Genomic DNA, 15935 nt, shown 5'->3' with positions numbered 1-15935 from the left:
TCGGGCATGGGCCCAAGTGAAGGCCCGCATCTGGGAGTTACGGCCCCAAAATTTGAGGCGCTCCCGACGCGGGCTTGGGCTGTCGACTCGCCTACTGCCAAGATCGGCGCCGCATCGCCAAGGTACCAGTGACTTTTGAACGTTTGCGCATTCGTCGTTCCTCAGCCTTTTCCAGGCGGGTACGAAGGTTCTGAAGCTCCGTCAGTTGAGAGCTGAGCGACAAAACACGTTGACGCAGAATCGCAATATGGTCGCACTGACCACGAGTACTCATGACGCGCCCTAAACTATGACTGTCAGGAAATGAACAGCTGGGCCAAGAAACAGAATGGACTTAAACCTATGAGTGTTGATGACCATAGCAAAGGTTCATGAAATTTGATTGACACGCGCGGCAGGGACGTCGCCGACCGCGATCGGAACATGCCAAAGATCAAAGCGCCGTTGGATCGGTGATTTTGCGCGACCACCCCAGTTCGATTCCGAGTTCTTACGGAAAACCGCTGCTAGAGCACAAGCCCGAGCACCAACCAGCTGGCAACAGACAAACAGACGCCAATTCCCAAATACGGCAATGCAATGCGCATGGTCATTCCTCCATGCCTAGACGCGACGAGAACATGGTCAGATACGCAGATTCGGGGCGCCAGCCCTATATTCCATGCGATGTATGAGGTGTTTAACGGCATCCGACGAGCATATTTAATTTGACTTTTGAATATGGTCAAAATTATATGTATTTGAGTTAATTGCTATATTTAATTTGGGCGTGTCGCCGCGCCGCAACACATTATCTACGCGTGTTCTGATCGGGTGCCGAAACCATGCGAACAGGCTGGGCGATCGCTCCATTGGAGTTGCTCTTGAGAGAGGCGTGATGCATGCGCCAATCAATCGATACTGCACCCAGGGACCGAGAAAGCACCCGAATAGAAGATGCGGCGGAGGAGCTCGGTCACGGGTCGCCCGAGACGGGCAGATGGGGCGCAAAGGACGGCTCAGCGCTCCGCTCTTCACGGACCCATTGGTGGGGTGAGACCGAGGATATCGATCCGGAGGAGACGGGTAGTTCGCTCATTGCAGCTGTCGTTCTGGTCGCCCTTATCTTCGCTGGGGTGACCCTGCTCGGTGCTTTCGACCCGTTCAACGCACAACCGACTGCCGAAACAACTCGAATCGACGGCGGAAGCGCCGCCGGCCTCGACCAGCGGCCTGACTTCGCGACCGGATCGCCAGCACTCCTTCAGAGCGAAATGTCCAAGGCCCCGATTCAGGCGGTCTCCGCAAGCACGGCGGGCCCGCCACCACGGCTCGACGCCGACGGGCGCAGTGACGCGCTCTCCGGTGAACTGGCCGGCGCGCGCAGGGAGCTCGAAGAGGCGGTCCAGCGCACGCATGCAGCGGAAACTGCCGCGGAGGAGCTGCGGCAGTCTCTTCAAAGTGAGCGAGCCCGCAGCGCCGCCTTCGCGGACGAACTTGCCGGAACCCGCCGCGAAGTAGAGGCTCGTATCGCGCAGGCGCGCGAGGCGGACGAGATGTCCGCACAGCAGAGGGATGCGGCGGCGTGGGAGATCGCTGAACTGCGGCAGTCCCTGCAGCAGGAGCGGGAAAAGAGCACCGTCCTGGCGAAGCGAGTGAGCGCCGCGCAGGCGATAGCGGCAAGCGCTGAGCAAGAACGCTACGAAGCGCAGTCACGCGCCGCCGCCCTCGCGAGCGAGCTTGCCGGCATGACTGGCGGATCGGCTACGGCCGACGGTGCGACGGCGGAGCAAAGCGAGGCGGTGGGCGGGGAGATCGCGGAATTGCGGCAGTCCTTGCAGCAGGAGCGCGAAAGGAACGCAGCCCTCGCGCAACAAGAGGACGCCGCGCGGTCGGCAACGGCGAACGCCGAGCAACAACGCCGTGCCCTCGAAGAGGCCCAGGCTCATGCTGCCGCGCTGGAGAGCAAGCTTGCGCAAACGCGCGGCGTCATCGAATCGCTGAACGGGCATCTGCGCGAGGCGAACGATGCAGCCTCGCAGCAGAGACAGGCAGCGAACCGGGAGATCGCCGAACTGCGACAGTCGCTGGAGCGGGAGCGGAGCAGGACTGAAGCCAGGGAGAGCGAGATCGCCTCGGTATCGCGCCTTATCGATCAGCACGCCCCGGCGGCGCAAAGAAACGGCGGCCCGACCTTGTCGACGGCGCAGAACGTGACCGCAACGGAGCCGCCGACGAATCCAGGCCAGGACGAGGTGGAGGCCCGATTGATCCCGCGTGCCAGAGCGTTGCTCGATCAGGGCAATATCGGTGCAGCGCGGATTGTGCTCGAGCTTGCGGCTGAGAAGAACAGTGCGCAGGCGACCTTCATGCTCGCGGAGACATATGATCCGGCGGTTCTGTCGGCTTGGGGTGCCTATGGAACGCGCGGCGAGGCGGCCAAGGCGCGCGAGCTCTACGCGAAGGCACACAGGAGCGGCATTCGCGGAGCCAAGGAACGACTGGATGCATTGCATCACTGAGAGTGGGCTTTGCATTCATGCCGGGAAGAGTGGTGACGGTGGGCAATCCGGAAAGGAACGACATGAACAAGCTGCCAAGGTCGCTCTCGTCGCTCGTGCTCGCCGCGCTGGTGCCGATTGCCGTGCTGCTTCAAACGACTTGCCTGGAAGCACAAACCGCAAGATCCGCCAAGGCCGATGCACAAATGCTCCGACGGCCGCTCCCTCAGGAGAGCGAAAAGGGCCGGATGAACGCCTGGACCGTCGGGCTCGCCGGCGGCCTGCTCGAGGGCGCGCCGATCCGCCTCGCGGCAGAAATGGCCCGTGTCGTCGACGACGGAGCAGAGCTGCATCTCCTGCCGATCGTCACCCGGGGCGCCACCGACAATCTGAATGCGCTGCTCTATCTGCGTGGTGTCGATACCGCGATCATCAATTCCGACGCGCTCGAGGAGTACAAGCTTCAGGTTCCGCAGATCCAAAGCCGCATCACTTATCTGCTCAATCTGTTTCCGTCCGAGTTGCACATCTTCGTGCGGCCGGAGATCACGAGCCTGCAGGACCTTGCCGGCAAGAAGGTGAACTTCAATACTCAGGGCACCGCAGCCGCCTATTCCGGTCCGCTGATCTTCAGCCGCCTCGGCATCGACGTCGACAAGACGTTCATTCCGCATCAGCTTGCCCTGGAACAGATGCGCAAGGGGGAGATGTCGGCCGTCGTGTTCATCACGTCGAAGCCCGTGGACGCCTTCGTGCGAGGCCGCTGGGAAGCTGGATTCAAGTTCCTGCCGGTCCATTACGACAGGAAGTTCGAGGACTATTATCTGCCGGCGACCTTGAACGCCAACGAGTATCCCAATCTGATAAAACAGGGTGAGCGGGTTGCGACTCTTGCCGTGCCGACGGCTCTCGTTGCATTCAACTGGCCGCCACGCTCAAACCGCTATCAACGCGTAGCGCGCCTCGTCGAGTACCTGTTCTCGCGGATTGACCGCCTGCAGGCACCAGGCTTCGATCCGAAATGGCAGTCCATCAATCTCGCGGCGTCCGTCCCCGGGCTCACCCGCTTCCCGGCTGCGCAGGAATGGCTGGATCGCAAGGCACGCAGCGTACAGGCGAGGCCATGAAGAGTGCCGTTCCTCCGTTCGCCGTCGCCTTGAACGTAGCCTGCGGAATCGCTTACGCGCAAGACACGGGCGATGCCGTCGAATCACTTCGGGCTTGTTCGGCGATGGAAGGGCGGGGCCGGTTGGAATGCCTGCAAGAACTGTCACGTAAGATTCCGCCGCCCGGGCGGCGGGCGTCAGAGGGCGGCTGGCTGATCAGCGAGACCACCTCGCCGGTCGACTATTCACCCGTCGTCACCGCCACCACCTTTTCGGTTGGCGGCTCGGATGGAGCGACGATGCAACTCGCAATCCACTGCCGCAAAGGCCGAACGGAAGTCACGGTCGCCGGACCGGCGCTGTCACGGAGCGCCAACGAATACGTCATCTCCTTTCGGCTGAATGCGGACACGCCGATGCAACTCGCGGCGACGTCGCCGTCATTCGGCTCCGGCGTCGCTTTCGGGGGCGACGTCGTAAAGTTGCTGAACGCGCTACCCGACGAGGGTCACATCGTCGTGCGCCTTTTCGCCCGCACTGGTCAGGTGCAAGACGGACAGTTCCTGCTCAGCGGATTCGAGAACGTGCGCAAGAGAATGGCGGCTGCATGCAAATGGCCACATAGCGTCGCCAGACCGGGAAGGTGATGGTCAAGGAACGGGAGACACGAGATGATCAATCCGAAGTTGACGATAGCAATCATCGGCGGCCTGGCGATGGTGCTTCTGGTCGAACCAAGCGCGCAGGCGCAACAGGACAACCAGTTGATCCCGCAGATGAGCGAGAAGAATCAGGCACGCGATCCGAAGCAACCGACTAGACGGATGCACGTGAGCAAGCCGGTGCAGACTCACACGAGCAAGCAAACCGCTGCGACACGGGCGGCGATGGCTCAGGCGACAAAACCCGAGATCGTCAAAAAGCCGCACCAGCTGATATTGCAGGTCAATTCCAACGAACCTGCGATGATGAACCTCACGCTCAACAATGCCACCAATGTCGCGCAATATTACCGCGATCTCGGTGAACCAGTCTCAATCGAGATTGTCACCTTTGGTCCCGGTCTTCATATGCTGCGCGATGATACCTCGCCGGTAAAGCCACGCATCGAGGTGCTCGCGATGAGCAATCCCGAAATCTCCTTCAAAGCCTGCGGCAACACCCAGGAAAATATGCGGAAGGCGGAGAACAAGGACATCAATCTGATTCCGCAGGCGACGGTGGTCAAATCGGGTGTCGTCCGCGTCATGGAGCTGCAGGAACAGGGCTGGAGCTACGTCAAACCGTGAGGTCCGGCGACAATGAGGCTGTCGGATGCGCAGTTAGAGCGGAATGGCTTTAGGTTGAATCGATTGCCACGGGCTCGGTGCAACCTCTCCCGCTCTTGTCAGCCGAAGCCTTGGCGAAGGCGGATGCGGGAGAGGTCACGCCACCGGCTCGCGCCCACGGCGCGCCCGACGACAGGCTCCGGCGCGGGTCAGGGCTTTCTCCTCTCGGGGCTATCCCATTGCGGAAACATTCCCCAGCCCTCTCTCACAAGCGGGAGAGGGAGTGCACTTGCTTTGTAGCAATCTCCTTCACCAGCTCGGCGAGGAGATCGGTACGGCGCGCCACGCCGATGACGCGCACGCCTTCGGCGGCGAGGCCCCTGGCGATGGCGCGGCCGATGCCGATGCTCGCGCCGGTGATGACAGCGGTTTTCGATTTGAGCCCGAGGTCCATGGTCGCACGCTCCCTTGGTCCTGCCTGCTTTTTGTTGTTCGTTTGCCGCTCTGTCCCGCGGGCTTGCGAATTGCCCGACCGGGACGAGCAGTGGTAACCAAGAGGCTTGCCGAAGGACAAGAGCCTTGTTTAAGGACAAAAGCCTTGGCGAAGGAAATACGAAAAACAAAAGGCGTCGAAGGATGGTCTGGGATCCGCAGCAATATCTGAAGTTCTCCGGCCATCGGCTCCGGCCGGCCGTTGATCTGTTGATGCGGATTCCGGATTTTGCCCCGCGTGCGATCGCCGATCTCGGCGCCGGCGCCGGCAACGTCACCAAATTGATCAGGGAGCGCTGGCCGGAGGCACGCGTGATCGGGGTCGAGGGCTCGGCGGAGATGGTCGCCGCAGGACGCAAGGCCGCCCCTGACGTGGAATGGTCGCATGAGGATCTCGGCCATTGGAGTCCCGCTGGGCAGTACGACTTGATCTATTCCAATGCCGCACTGCATTGGTTGCCCAATCATGCGGCACTGTTTCCCTCGCTGATGGAGAAGGTGACGCTCGGGGGCATGCTCGCGGTGCAGATGCCGCGCAATTTCCTCGCGCCTTCGCATGTGCTGATCGGCGAGACTGCGCTCGACGGCCCATGGCGCTCCAAGGTGGAGCATCTCGTCACCCGGCCGCCGGTGGAAGGGCCGGCCTTCTATCACGATCTGCTCGCGCCGATGTCGGCCAACATCGACATCTGGGAGACCGAATATCTGCAGGTGCTCGAAGGCGACAATCCCGTGAAGGAATGGACCAAGGGCACCTGGCTGACGCGCTATCTCGACGTGCTCCAAGGCGAGGAGAAGGCCGCGTTCGAAGCTGCCTACGGGATGCGCGTCGCAAAGGCCTATCCGAAGAATGCGGCGGGGCAGACGCTGTTCCCGTTCCGGCGCCTCTTCATGGTCGCGCAACGGAAAGGCTGATGGCGCTGCCGCAACGCGGCATAGCACGCGTTGCCTTGGACACGCGCGGATGCCGGCTTGCGCATCCGGCGGTCATCACGTTAGCTTGGCAGCGCTTAGCTCTCGTTGTTACCGACGGCTGCGGCCCAATAACAACAATACCAACGGTCGGGGGCAATTGCGCTCCCGGCCGTTGCGCTTGAATGATCCAATCCGGGGGGGACCAAGTTGCTGCGTGTGCTGAATCGTTTTCTCGATCATCTCGAGGAATGGCTGATCGCGACGATGATCGCGGCTGCGACGTCGCTCATCTTCGTCGCGGTGGTGCACCGTTACGGCGCCGGGCTGTCGATCGACCTCGCCAAATGGGCGGAAGCCCGCAACCTCACCGTCCTCGCCGTGCCCGCGCGCGCGACGTTCGCCTGGCTTGCCGCGCTCGATTTGTCATGGGCGCAGGAGCTCTGCATCTACATGTTCATCTGGATGGCGAAGTTCGGCGCCGCCTATGGCGTGCGGACCGGCATCCATGTCGGCGTCGACGTGCTGGTCAACATCCTGCCCGGCGGCTCGCGCCGTCGCATCATCACCTTCGGCCTGCTGTGCGGTGCGCTGTTCACCGCCATCGTGGGCTATTTCGGAGCCGCCTTCGTCAGCCACATGTGGCACAGCGGCCAACAGTCCAACGACCTCGAGGCGCCGATGTGGGTGGTGTATCTCACCATTCCGATCGGCTCCGGCCTGATGTGCTTCCGCTTCCTGCAGGTCGCCTGGTCGTTCTACCGCACCGGCGAGCTGCCGCATCACGATATGGCGGGCGTCGAGGGCGTCGAGGCGGATCCGGTGCATCCTGCGCCGGTCACGCCCACCCAGGTGGTCCGGGACGAGCGCAGCCCGCTCGGCTGGATCCTGATGCTGCTGCCGGTCCTGATCGTCGCGCTGTGCTTCGCGCATGCGGCCCATGTCATCACCTTGCCGCAGGGCCTGCGCGTCTTCATCGTGTTCGCGCTGCTGATCTCGCTGATGCTGACCGGCATGCCGATCTCGATTGCGCTGGGTCTGACCGTGCTCAGCTTCATGTTCACGCTGACCGACGTGCGAACCGAATCGGTGGCGCTGAAGCTGTTCACCGGCATCGAGAATTTCGAGATCATGGCGATCCCGTTCTTTATCCTCGCCGGCAACTTCCTGACCCATGGCGGTGTGGCGCGGCGGATGATCACCTTCGCAACCTCGCTGGTCGGCCATTGGTATGGCGGGCTCGCGCTGTCGGGCGTGGTCGCCTGCGCGCTGTTCGCCGCGATCTCCGGCTCCTCGCCGGCGACCGTGGTGGCGATCGGCTCAGTGATCCTGCCCGCGATGGTCGCGCAAGGCTTTCCGAAGCGGTTCGGCGCCGGCGTGATCACGACGTCGGGCTCGCTCGGCATTCTGATTCCGCCATCGATCCCGATGGTGCTCTACGCCGTCTCCACCAACAGCTCGGTAGGCAAGCTCTTCATCGCCGGCATCGTGCCGGGGCTTGCGCTCGCCACGCTGCTCGGCATGACGACGTTCTATCGCGCCTGGCGCAACGACTATCCGCGGATGCCGAAGGCGACCTTCATGGAGCGTCTCGATGCGTTCCGCAAGTCGATCTGGGGCATCCTCCTGATCGTGATCGTGATCGGCGGCATCTACAGTGGCCTGTTCACGCCGACTGAAGCTGCCGCCGTCAGCGCGGTCTACGCCTTCATCGTCGCGGTGTTCATCTACAAGGACCTGAAGCTGCGCGACGTGCCGCGCGTGCTGCTGTCGTCGGCCAACCTTTCGGCGATGCTGCTCTACATCATCACCAATGCCGTGCTGTTCTCGTTCCTGATGACCTACGAGAACGTGCCGCAGGCGCTGGCGCAATGGATGATCGACCAGGGCCTGGGCTGGATCGGTTTCCTGCTGCTCGTCAACATCCTGCTGCTGCTCGCAGGCAATGTGATGGAGCCGTCCTCGATCATCCTGATCATGGCCCCGATCCTGTTTCCGGTCGCGGTCAAGCTCGGCATCGACCCGATCCATTTCGGCATCCTGATGACGGTCAACATGGAGGTCGGCCTGTGCCATCCGCCGGTCGGCCTCAATCTCTACGTCGCCTCGGGCATCGCCAAGATGGGGATCACCGAGCTCACGGTCGCAGTGTGGCCGTGGCTGCTGACGATGCTGGGCTTCCTCGTGGTGGTGACCTATTGGCCGGGCCTGTCGCTGTGGCTGCCGCGGCTATTGGGGATGTAGCGGTGCGACAGGTGTACCCTCTCCCCTTGTGGGAGAGTGTGGCTTCGCCAAGCGACGCCGGGTGAGGGGTCTCTCTCCTCACGAACAGTTCTGCGAGCGGAGACATACCCCTCATCCGGCGCTTCGCGCCACCTTCTCCCACAAGGGGAGAAGGGAAGAGACTGGCAGCGATGTAGAAAGTCTACTCTGCGCTGCTCACCAGCTTGATCCGCGGTGCCTGCGCCTCGGTCAGGCTGCGATAGGCGGCGAGGTAGTCCAGGGCCATGCGCCGCGCGGTGAAGCGCGTTTCGAACTGCTTGCGGATCGCGGCGCGGTCGAGTTGCGGAAGCCGGTTCACCACGCCCGCGGCGCTGATGACGTCCTCGACGATGAAGCCGGTGAGGCCCTCGTCGATGATCTCCGGCACCGAGCCGCGGTTGAAGGCGACGACCGGCGTTCCGCACGCCATGGCCTCGATCATGACGAGGCCGAACGGCTCCGGCCAGTCGATCGGCAGCAAGAGGCCGAGCGCGCCGCTGAGGAAATCCGATTTCTCGTGATCGCTGATCTCGCCGATGAAATCGACCAACGGATTGTTCTCGATCATCGGCCGGATCAGCTCGTCGTAATAATCCTGGTCGGCACGGTCGACCTTGGCCGCGATCTTGAGCGGAATCCCGCAATGGGTCGCGATCTTGATGGCGCGATCGACGCCCTTCTCGGGCGCGATGCGGCCGAGCACGGCGAGGTATTCCTGTTTCGCCGGCTTCGGCGTCAGCAGCTTCTCCGGCAGGCCGTGGTGGATCGTCGTCACCCAGTTCGCCTGCGGCACCGGCCGCCGCTGCGCATTGGAGATCGAGATGACCGGCATCTTGGTGAAGGTGTTGAAGACCGGCTGATGCTCGGGAAGATCGAGCCGGCCGTGCAGCGTCGTCACGAACGGGGTCGGCTGGCGGTGGAACAACGACCAGGGATAATAGTCGAGATGGAAGTGGAGGAAATCGAACTCCTCGTCGTCACATTTTTGCCGCACCCGCTCCAGTAGCACCATGTGCAGCGCGTTGGGATCGCGCACGGAACCGTCGAGCCGAAGCGCCCGCGGCCATAATGCATCGAGCTTGGCCGATGTCCGCGAGTCGCCGCTGGCGAAAAGCGTCACGTCATGGCCCAGGGCCACCAGCTCTTCCGTCAACCAATGCACCACCCGCTCGGTGCCGCCATACAGCTTGGGTGGAACAGCCTCCGTCAACGGAGCTACCTGCGCGATGCGCATCTCACCATCTCCTCTGCGATCATGAAGTTGAAACCCCCGCCTTAACGGCACCGGCAATGCCAGACGAGGGAACGTTCCCGCACCTGCGAAGTTCCTTCCCCCGAACGTTACATATTCGACACGTCGGCGGAGCGTCGCGATGCTGCCACTACATCTTCGCACATCGTCCGCATCCGCATGTCGTGATGGGATTGCCCGGGAACCGAGGCGAAGCGGTCGATGTTCACTCGACCAGTAACGAAACGAAGAATCAGCATAACGGGGCGACAGCCATATGGATCAGCTTTCTGGGTACGCGCGTAGGCCATTTGCCTTTGTCCTGCGCTATCTCCGGCGTCGTCTCGCGTCGCATTTGGTGATCCTGACCGCGGTCGTGGGGGCCGTTGCCTGCTCCGTAGGCACCCAGTATGGCGTCAAAGCTCTGGTTGACGCCTTGTCGGCCGGTCCCTCGTATGGCGGTGGCGTATGGCTGGCATTCATTCTGCTCATGTCACTGATTGCCGCCGACAACTTTCTGTGGCGGATCGCAAGCTGGACGGCGAGCTTCACCTTCGTCCGGGTCACGGGCGATTTACGGCGTGACATATTTCGTCATCTGACCGGGCACGCCCCGAGCTACTTCTCGGACCGGATGCCCGGCATGCTGACGAGCCGCATCACCGCGACCTCGAACGCGGTGTTCACCGTCGAGAACATGTTCGTCTGGAATGTGTTGCCGCCGTGCATTGCCACAATTGCGGCAATCATCCTGATTGGAACCGTCAGTCCCTACATGGCGCTCGGCCTGATCGCGATCGCGGGCGGCATGGTGGTTGCGATGTTTCGTCTGGCCGCGGCCGGCAAGCCGCTGCATGACGATTTCGCCGACAAGGCCGCATTGGTCGACGGCGAGATGATCGACGTCATCAGCAACATGCCCCTGGTGCGCGCCTTCTGCGGCATCAGCCACGAGCATGAGCGGTTCGACGCGACCGTGAACCAGGAGCTGACCGCGCGCAGCCGCAGCCTGCGTTATCTGGAGAAGCTGCGGCTGTTGCATGCCGTCATCACCGTGCTTCTGACCATTGCGCTGATGGCCTGGGCGATCTCGCTCTGGCAGAAGGGCCAAGCGACGACCGGTGACGTCGTGCTGGTCTGTACGCTCGGCATCTCGATCCTGAGCGCGACGCGCGATCTCGCGGTGGCGCTGGTCGACGTCACCCAGCACGTCGCGCGTCTGACAGAGGCGATCGCCACGCTGCTGGTGCCGCACGAGCTCCGCGATCATCCCGAGGCCGAGCCCCTGGTCAAAAGCGGCGCGGCCATCGCGTACAACAACGTCACCTTCGGCTATCCCGGCAGCGACAAGATCTTCGAGCGCTTCAGCCTGCGCCTCCAGCCCGGCCAGCGCGTCGGACTGGTCGGCCAGTCCGGCGGCGGCAAGTCGACGCTGTTCACGCTGCTGCAGCGCTTCTACGACGTCGACGAGGGCAATATCACCATTGACGGCCAGGACATCTCGAAGGTGACGCAGCTGAGCCTGCGCGAGGCGATTTCCGTCGTGCCGCAGGACATTTCCTTGTTTCATCGCTCGATTCGCGAGAACATCCGCTATGGCCGGCCGAACGCGACCGACGACGAGGTGCTGCGCGCGGCGATCGCAGCGCGCTGCGACTTCGTCGAGAGCCTGCCCGAGGGCCTCGACACCATGGTCGGCGACCGCGGCGTCAAGATGTCGGGCGGCCAGCGCCAGCGCATCGCGATCGCGCGCGCCTTCCTGAAGGACGCGCCGATCCTGCTGCTGGACGAGGCGACCGCCGCGCTCGACAGCGAATCCGAGGAGGCGATCCGCGAGGCGCTGTCCCGCCTGATGCGCGGCCGCACCGTGATCGCGATCGCTCATCGCCTTGCGACGCTGCGCAATTTCGATCGTGTCGTGGTGTTGAGGAATGGTAAGATCATCGAGGACGGCTCGCCCGAGCGCCTGATGCAGGGTCACGGGCCGTATCGTGAGCTGGTCACGCAGGAAATGAGCCGGCTCGCGCAAGCCGCCGCGTAAACCAACAGTCGCGTTCTCGAGTCGGTCGCGTTTCGAATCAAGCGCAGGGGAGCAGCTCATGTCGGCAGAAGCCGTAACCCAGTTCGTCTCCGTGACGCGGACCCCGGAACAGGTCGCGGAACAGCCCTTCTACATTCCGATGACCGGGCCCTCGGCCCGGCCGCGGCGTTCGCTCAAGCACGACGACACCTTCATCGTGCTCGACAGCCACGGCGACATCGGCGCGTCCGCTGGCGGGCCGGACGGACTGTTCCATCACGACACGCGCTATCTTGCGCGGCTGGAGCTCGTGCTCGACGATCTCCAGCCGCTGCTGCTCGGCTCGAATCTGCGCGACGACAATTCGGCGTTGACCGTCGATCTCACCAATCCGGACATCTACCGGCAGGGCAACCTCGTTCTGCAAAAGGACCTGTTGCACGTCGTGCGCACCATCTTCCTGTGGCGCGGCACCGCCTACCAGCGCATCGGCGTGCAGAACCATGGCGACCGGCGCACCAGCTTCGAGCTGACGCTGCTGTTCGGCAACGACTTCGCCGATCTGTTCGAGGTTCGCGGCGAGCGGCGGCCGCGCCGCGGCGTCGGAACCGGCCGGCTGCTCGGGCCGACCGACGTCCTGTTCGAGTATCGCGGCCTTGACGACGCCGAGCGGACCACCGGCCTGCATTTCGATCCGCGTCCGACGCGGCTCTCGGTCAACGCTGCGACCTGGGAACTCGACCTTGAGCCGCACCAGGCCAAATCGCTGTTCGTGGCCGTGTCCTGCAACCGGCCGCTGACGGAGAAGCCGGTGCGGTTCTTCCCGGGTCTGCTGGCGCACCGCCGCGAGATGCGGCAGTCGACCATGGGCGCGGCCAGCATCGAGACCTCCAACAACATCTTCAACGAGGTGCTGTGTCAGGCCATGGCCGACCTCAACATGCTGATGACCGAGACGCCGCAGGGACGCTATCCCTATGCCGGCATTCCCTGGTACTCGACGACGTTCGGGCGCGACGGCCTCATCACCGCGCTGCAGATGCTCTGGGTCGATCCGCGCATTGCCAAGGGCGTCCTGCGCCGGCTCGCGCATTTCCAGGCCGCGGCGGTCGATCCGCTCGCGGACGCCGCGCCCGGCAAGATCCTGCACGAGATGCGCGGCGGCGAGATGGCGGCGCTCGGGGAAGTCCCGTTCGCGCATTACTACGGCAGCGTCGATTCGACCGCGCTGTTCGTGCTGCTCGCAGGCAGCTATTTCGAGCGCACCGGCGACGAGGCCACGTTGATCGAGCTGTGGCCCGCGATCGAGGCGGGGCTCGCCTGGATCGACGGTCCGGGCGATCCCGATCAGGACGGCTTCGTCGAGTACCAGCGCGCGACCGAGAAAGGGCTGGCGAACCAGGGCTGGAAAGATTCCTATGACGCGATCTTCCATGCCGACGGCCGGCTTGCCGAGGGCAATATCGCGCTCGCGGAGGTCCAGGGCTACGTCTTTGCCGCCAAGCAGCTCGCGGCGCGTTGCGCGCTGCGGCTCGGCAAGCCGGACCGCGTGCGCAAGCTCGAGGCCGAAGCCAGGGCGCTCGCCGAGCGCTTCGAGCAGGCGTTCTGGTGCGAGGAGCTCGGCACCTATGCGCTCGCGCTCGACGGCAAGAAGCGGCCCTGCAAGGTCAGGACCTCGAATGCCGGGCAGATCCTGTTCAGCGGCATGGTCCGCGAGGACCGCGCGCGTCTCATCGCCGCCGATCTGATGCGGCCGCATTTCTTCTCGGGCTGGGGCATCCGCACCGTCGCGCAAGGCGAGGTGCGCTACAACCCGATGTCCTACCATGACGGATCGATCTGGCCGCACGACAACGCGCTGATCGCGCTGGGGCTGGCGCGCTACGGCCTCAAGCATTCGGTGGCGCATGTCTTCAAGGGGCTGTTCGACGCCGCGACCTACATGGATTTGCGCCGGCTGCCCGAATTGTTCTGCGGCTTCCGGCGCGAGAAGCGGCGCGGGCCGACGCTGTACCCGGTCGCCTGCGCGCCGCAGGCCTGGGCCAGCGCGACGCCGTTCACGTTGCTGGAGGCGGCGCTCGGCCTCGAGTTCGACGTCGCGCGCGGCGAGATTCGCCTGCGCAACCCGCATCTGCCGGCGTTCCTCAACGAGGTGATCCTGCGCGATCTGCGCCTTGGCGAATCCAGCGTCGATCTTCGCGTCAGCCGTCACGGCGACGACGTGGCGCTGGAAGTGTTGCGCACGCGCGGTCAGATCCAGGTCTCGATCGTGCTGGCGCGCTAGAGGCGCGAGGAGGAGGTCATGCGTGCGATCGGAAGGTTGGTCTTGGGCGTGGCGATCGTCGCGGGCTTGACGGTCGCCGAATCGCGCGCGGCCGAGGAGCCGCCTGCATCCCCGAGCGAGGCAAAGGCACCGGCAAATGTGCAACCGCCGGCTTCCACGGTGCCCGTCACGCCCAAGGACGCCGCGCCGCCGCCATCGGTGACCATCATCGGCGCGAGCGAGGCCCACGGCGTTCTCGGCCGCGACGTTCGCAGCGCCGCCGGCGAGGACATGGGTCGCATCGTCGACGTCATCGTCGATCGCACCGGCCATGTCCGCGCTGCGGCGATCGATTTCGGCGGCTTCCTCGGCGTCGGCAGCCGCAAGATCGTCGTCGACTGGAACGCGCTGCGCTTCGGCAAGATCGCCAACAAGAAGGACAGCATCACGCTGGAATTGACCAAGGCGCAGGTCGCGGCCGCACCGGAATACAAGGAGGACACGCCGATCGTCGTGCTCGGCGCGTCCGGCAGCCTTCAGCCGCTGCAAGCGATTCAGTGAGGTGCAGGGAGGGCTGACCGCCCGTGCTGTTGTCGAGGAAGCCGAATCATGCAGATCGCGGCGGCGTCGTCGAGCAGGACAACGTCGCGGAGCCGGCGGCTGCGGGCATTCCGGCGCCGTCGCGCCAGAGCCTGCGCGGCCTCGACTGGTTCATCTTCTTCCTCGCCGACGTGCAGACCGGATTCGGTCCCTTCATCGCGGTCTATCTGACGACGCAGAAATGGACCCAGGTCGAGATCGGGTTCGTGCTGTCGATCGGCGGCATCGTCGCCCTGATCGGCCAGATGCCGGGCGGCGCGATCATCGATGCCGCGAAATCGGAGCGCCTCGTCGCTGCCCTCGCGATCGCGACCATCGGCGCCTGCGCGCTGGCCTATGCGGCGATGCCGATCTTCGCCGTCGTGGTGACCGCCGCCACGCTGCATGCGATGGCGAGCTGCGTGCTCGGGCCGGCGATCGCCGCGATCAGCCTCGGCCTCGTCGGTCCGCTCGCGATCGGCGAGCGGCTCGGGCGCAACGCGCGCTTCGCCTCGCTCGGCAACGGCGTCGCGGCGGCGGTGATGGGCACCGCGGGCTACCTGTTATCGAGCCGCTCGGTCTTCCTGGTCACCTTCCTGCTCGTGATTCCAACCCTGATCGCTCTGTCGCGCATCCGCGAGAACGAGGTCGACATCAGGCGCTGTCACGGCGAGCTGCCGCCTGAAGCCGCCGACCGCGGCGATCCCAATATCTGGCACCTGATCCGGCAGCGCCCGCTCATCGTGTTCGCGCTCAGCGTGCTGCTGCTGCAGCTCGCGAACGCCGCGATGATGCCGCTGATGGCGAGCGCGGTGACGGCGCGATCGAGCCAATGGGCGACCGTGCTCGTCGCCTTTTGCATCGTCGTTCCGCAAGCGATCGTGGCGCTGCTGTCGCCGACGGTGGGGCGCAAGGCGCAAGCGTGGGGCCGGCGCCCGCTGCTGCTGATCGGATTCGGTGCTCTGGCGATTCGCGGCCTGTTGTTTGCGACCGTGCGCGATCCGTATCTGTTGGTGCTGGTGCAGGTGTTCGACGGCATCACCGCGGCGGTCTTCGCGGTGATGATCCCGCTGATCGTCGCCGACGTCGCGTTCGGCAGCGGGCATTTCAACCTGGCGCAGGGGATCGTCGGCACCGCAACGGGCGTCGGCGCGTCGCTGAGCACGGTGCTTGGCGGCTATGTCAGCGACAAGTTCGGCAATGCCACCGCATTCATCGGGCTGTCCGGCGTTGCCGCAGCGGGGCTCCTGCTGATCTTCTTTGTGATGCCGGAGACGCGGCGCACGGGTCTGACCGCCACCAAAGAAGTGGCCGACTGAAAC

At 64.0% G+C, this 15935-nt stretch carries 11 protein-coding genes and 2 pseudogenes; 11 read left to right on the top strand and 2 right to left on the bottom strand.

From position 1 onward, the window contains the following. Positions 1–881: 881 nt before the first annotated feature. The 4 genes from I6F24_RS03280 (at position 882) to I6F24_RS03265 (ending at position 4875) form a co-directional block, all read left to right on the top strand. On the top strand, positions 882–2501 hold the full coding sequence (locus tag I6F24_RS03280; protein WP_225156172.1) for a hypothetical protein: 1620 nt from the start codon (positions 882–884) through the stop codon (positions 2499–2501). A gap of 62 nt (positions 2502–2563) precedes the next feature. Continuing rightward, positions 2564–3607, top strand: coding sequence for a TAXI family TRAP transporter solute-binding subunit (locus I6F24_RS03275; RefSeq protein ID WP_157783996.1), 1044 nt, complete (start codon positions 2564–2566; stop codon positions 3605–3607). Beyond that, positions 3604–4233 (top strand): hypothetical protein, encoded by a 630-nt coding sequence (locus I6F24_RS03270; RefSeq protein ID WP_225149955.1) that lies wholly within the window; start codon positions 3604–3606, stop codon positions 4231–4233. Before I6F24_RS03275 ends, I6F24_RS03270 begins: the two co-directional genes overlap by 4 nt. Before the next feature lie 24 nt (positions 4234–4257). Continuing rightward, positions 4258–4875: a hypothetical protein gene (locus tag I6F24_RS03265; RefSeq protein ID WP_225149954.1), complete on the top strand. Its 618-nt coding sequence runs from the start codon at positions 4258–4260 to the stop codon at positions 4873–4875. 280 nt (positions 4876–5155) lie between these two features. Here I6F24_RS03265 and I6F24_RS03260 read toward each other — a convergent pair. Beyond that, a pseudogene (locus I6F24_RS03260) lies at positions 5156–5308 on the bottom strand (SDR family NAD(P)-dependent oxidoreductase); the annotation flags it as partial. 182 nt (positions 5309–5490) lie between these two features. Here I6F24_RS03260 and I6F24_RS03255 point away from each other — a divergent pair. From I6F24_RS03255 to I6F24_RS37740, 3 genes and pseudogenes are all read left to right on the top strand, one after another. Further along, positions 5491–6261 (top strand): methyltransferase domain-containing protein, encoded by a 771-nt coding sequence (locus I6F24_RS03255; RefSeq protein ID WP_225149953.1) that lies wholly within the window; start codon positions 5491–5493, stop codon positions 6259–6261. Positions 6262–6525: 264 nt separating this feature from the next. After that, positions 6526–7002, top strand: a pseudogene (locus I6F24_RS37745) (TRAP transporter small permease subunit); the annotation flags it as partial. 219 nt (positions 7003–7221) lie between these two features. After that, on the top strand, positions 7222–8502 hold the full coding sequence (locus I6F24_RS37740) for a TRAP transporter large permease subunit (RefSeq protein ID WP_036004463.1): 1281 nt from the start codon (positions 7222–7224) through the stop codon (positions 8500–8502). A gap of 181 nt (positions 8503–8683) precedes the next feature. Here the strand turns inward: I6F24_RS37740 and I6F24_RS03240 are convergent, their stop codons facing one another. Then, positions 8684–9754, bottom strand: coding sequence for a glycosyltransferase family 4 protein (locus I6F24_RS03240; RefSeq protein ID WP_036004379.1), 1071 nt, complete (start codon positions 9752–9754; stop codon positions 8684–8686). Positions 9755–10028: 274 nt separating this feature from the next. Between I6F24_RS03240 and I6F24_RS03235 the strand changes: the two genes are divergently transcribed. The 4 genes from I6F24_RS03235 to I6F24_RS03220 are packed head-to-tail and all read left to right on the top strand — an operon-like array spanning position 10029 to position 15932. Continuing rightward, positions 10029–11792, top strand: a complete 1764-nt coding sequence (locus I6F24_RS03235; protein WP_036004382.1) for an ABC transporter ATP-binding protein — start codon at positions 10029–10031, stop codon at positions 11790–11792. A 58-nt stretch (positions 11793–11850) separates the two neighbouring features. Further along, entirely contained in the window at positions 11851–14055 is a 2205-nt protein-coding gene (locus I6F24_RS03230; protein WP_036025951.1) for an amylo-alpha-1,6-glucosidase, read from the top strand. An 18-nt stretch (positions 14056–14073) separates the two neighbouring features. Then, positions 14074–14595 carry a PRC-barrel domain-containing protein gene (locus tag I6F24_RS03225; protein WP_036025949.1) on the top strand — a complete coding sequence of 174 codons (522 nt, stop codon included), beginning with the start codon at positions 14074–14076 and terminating at the stop codon, positions 14593–14595. 23 nt (positions 14596–14618) lie between these two features. Continuing rightward, the gene (locus I6F24_RS03220) at positions 14619–15932 is read left to right on the top strand and encodes an MFS transporter (RefSeq protein ID WP_036025948.1); all 1314 of its coding nucleotides are present in this window, start codon (positions 14619–14621) and stop codon (positions 15930–15932) included. Positions 15933–15935: the final 3 nt, after the last annotated feature.

This window comes from Bradyrhizobium sp. BRP23, assembly GCF_020194135.1.
GTDB lineage: Bacteria > Pseudomonadota > Alphaproteobacteria > Rhizobiales > Xanthobacteraceae > Bradyrhizobium > Bradyrhizobium yuanmingense.
The sequence above is the reverse complement of the archived record's forward strand: the minus strand, read 5'-3'. Positions and strand labels throughout refer to the sequence as shown.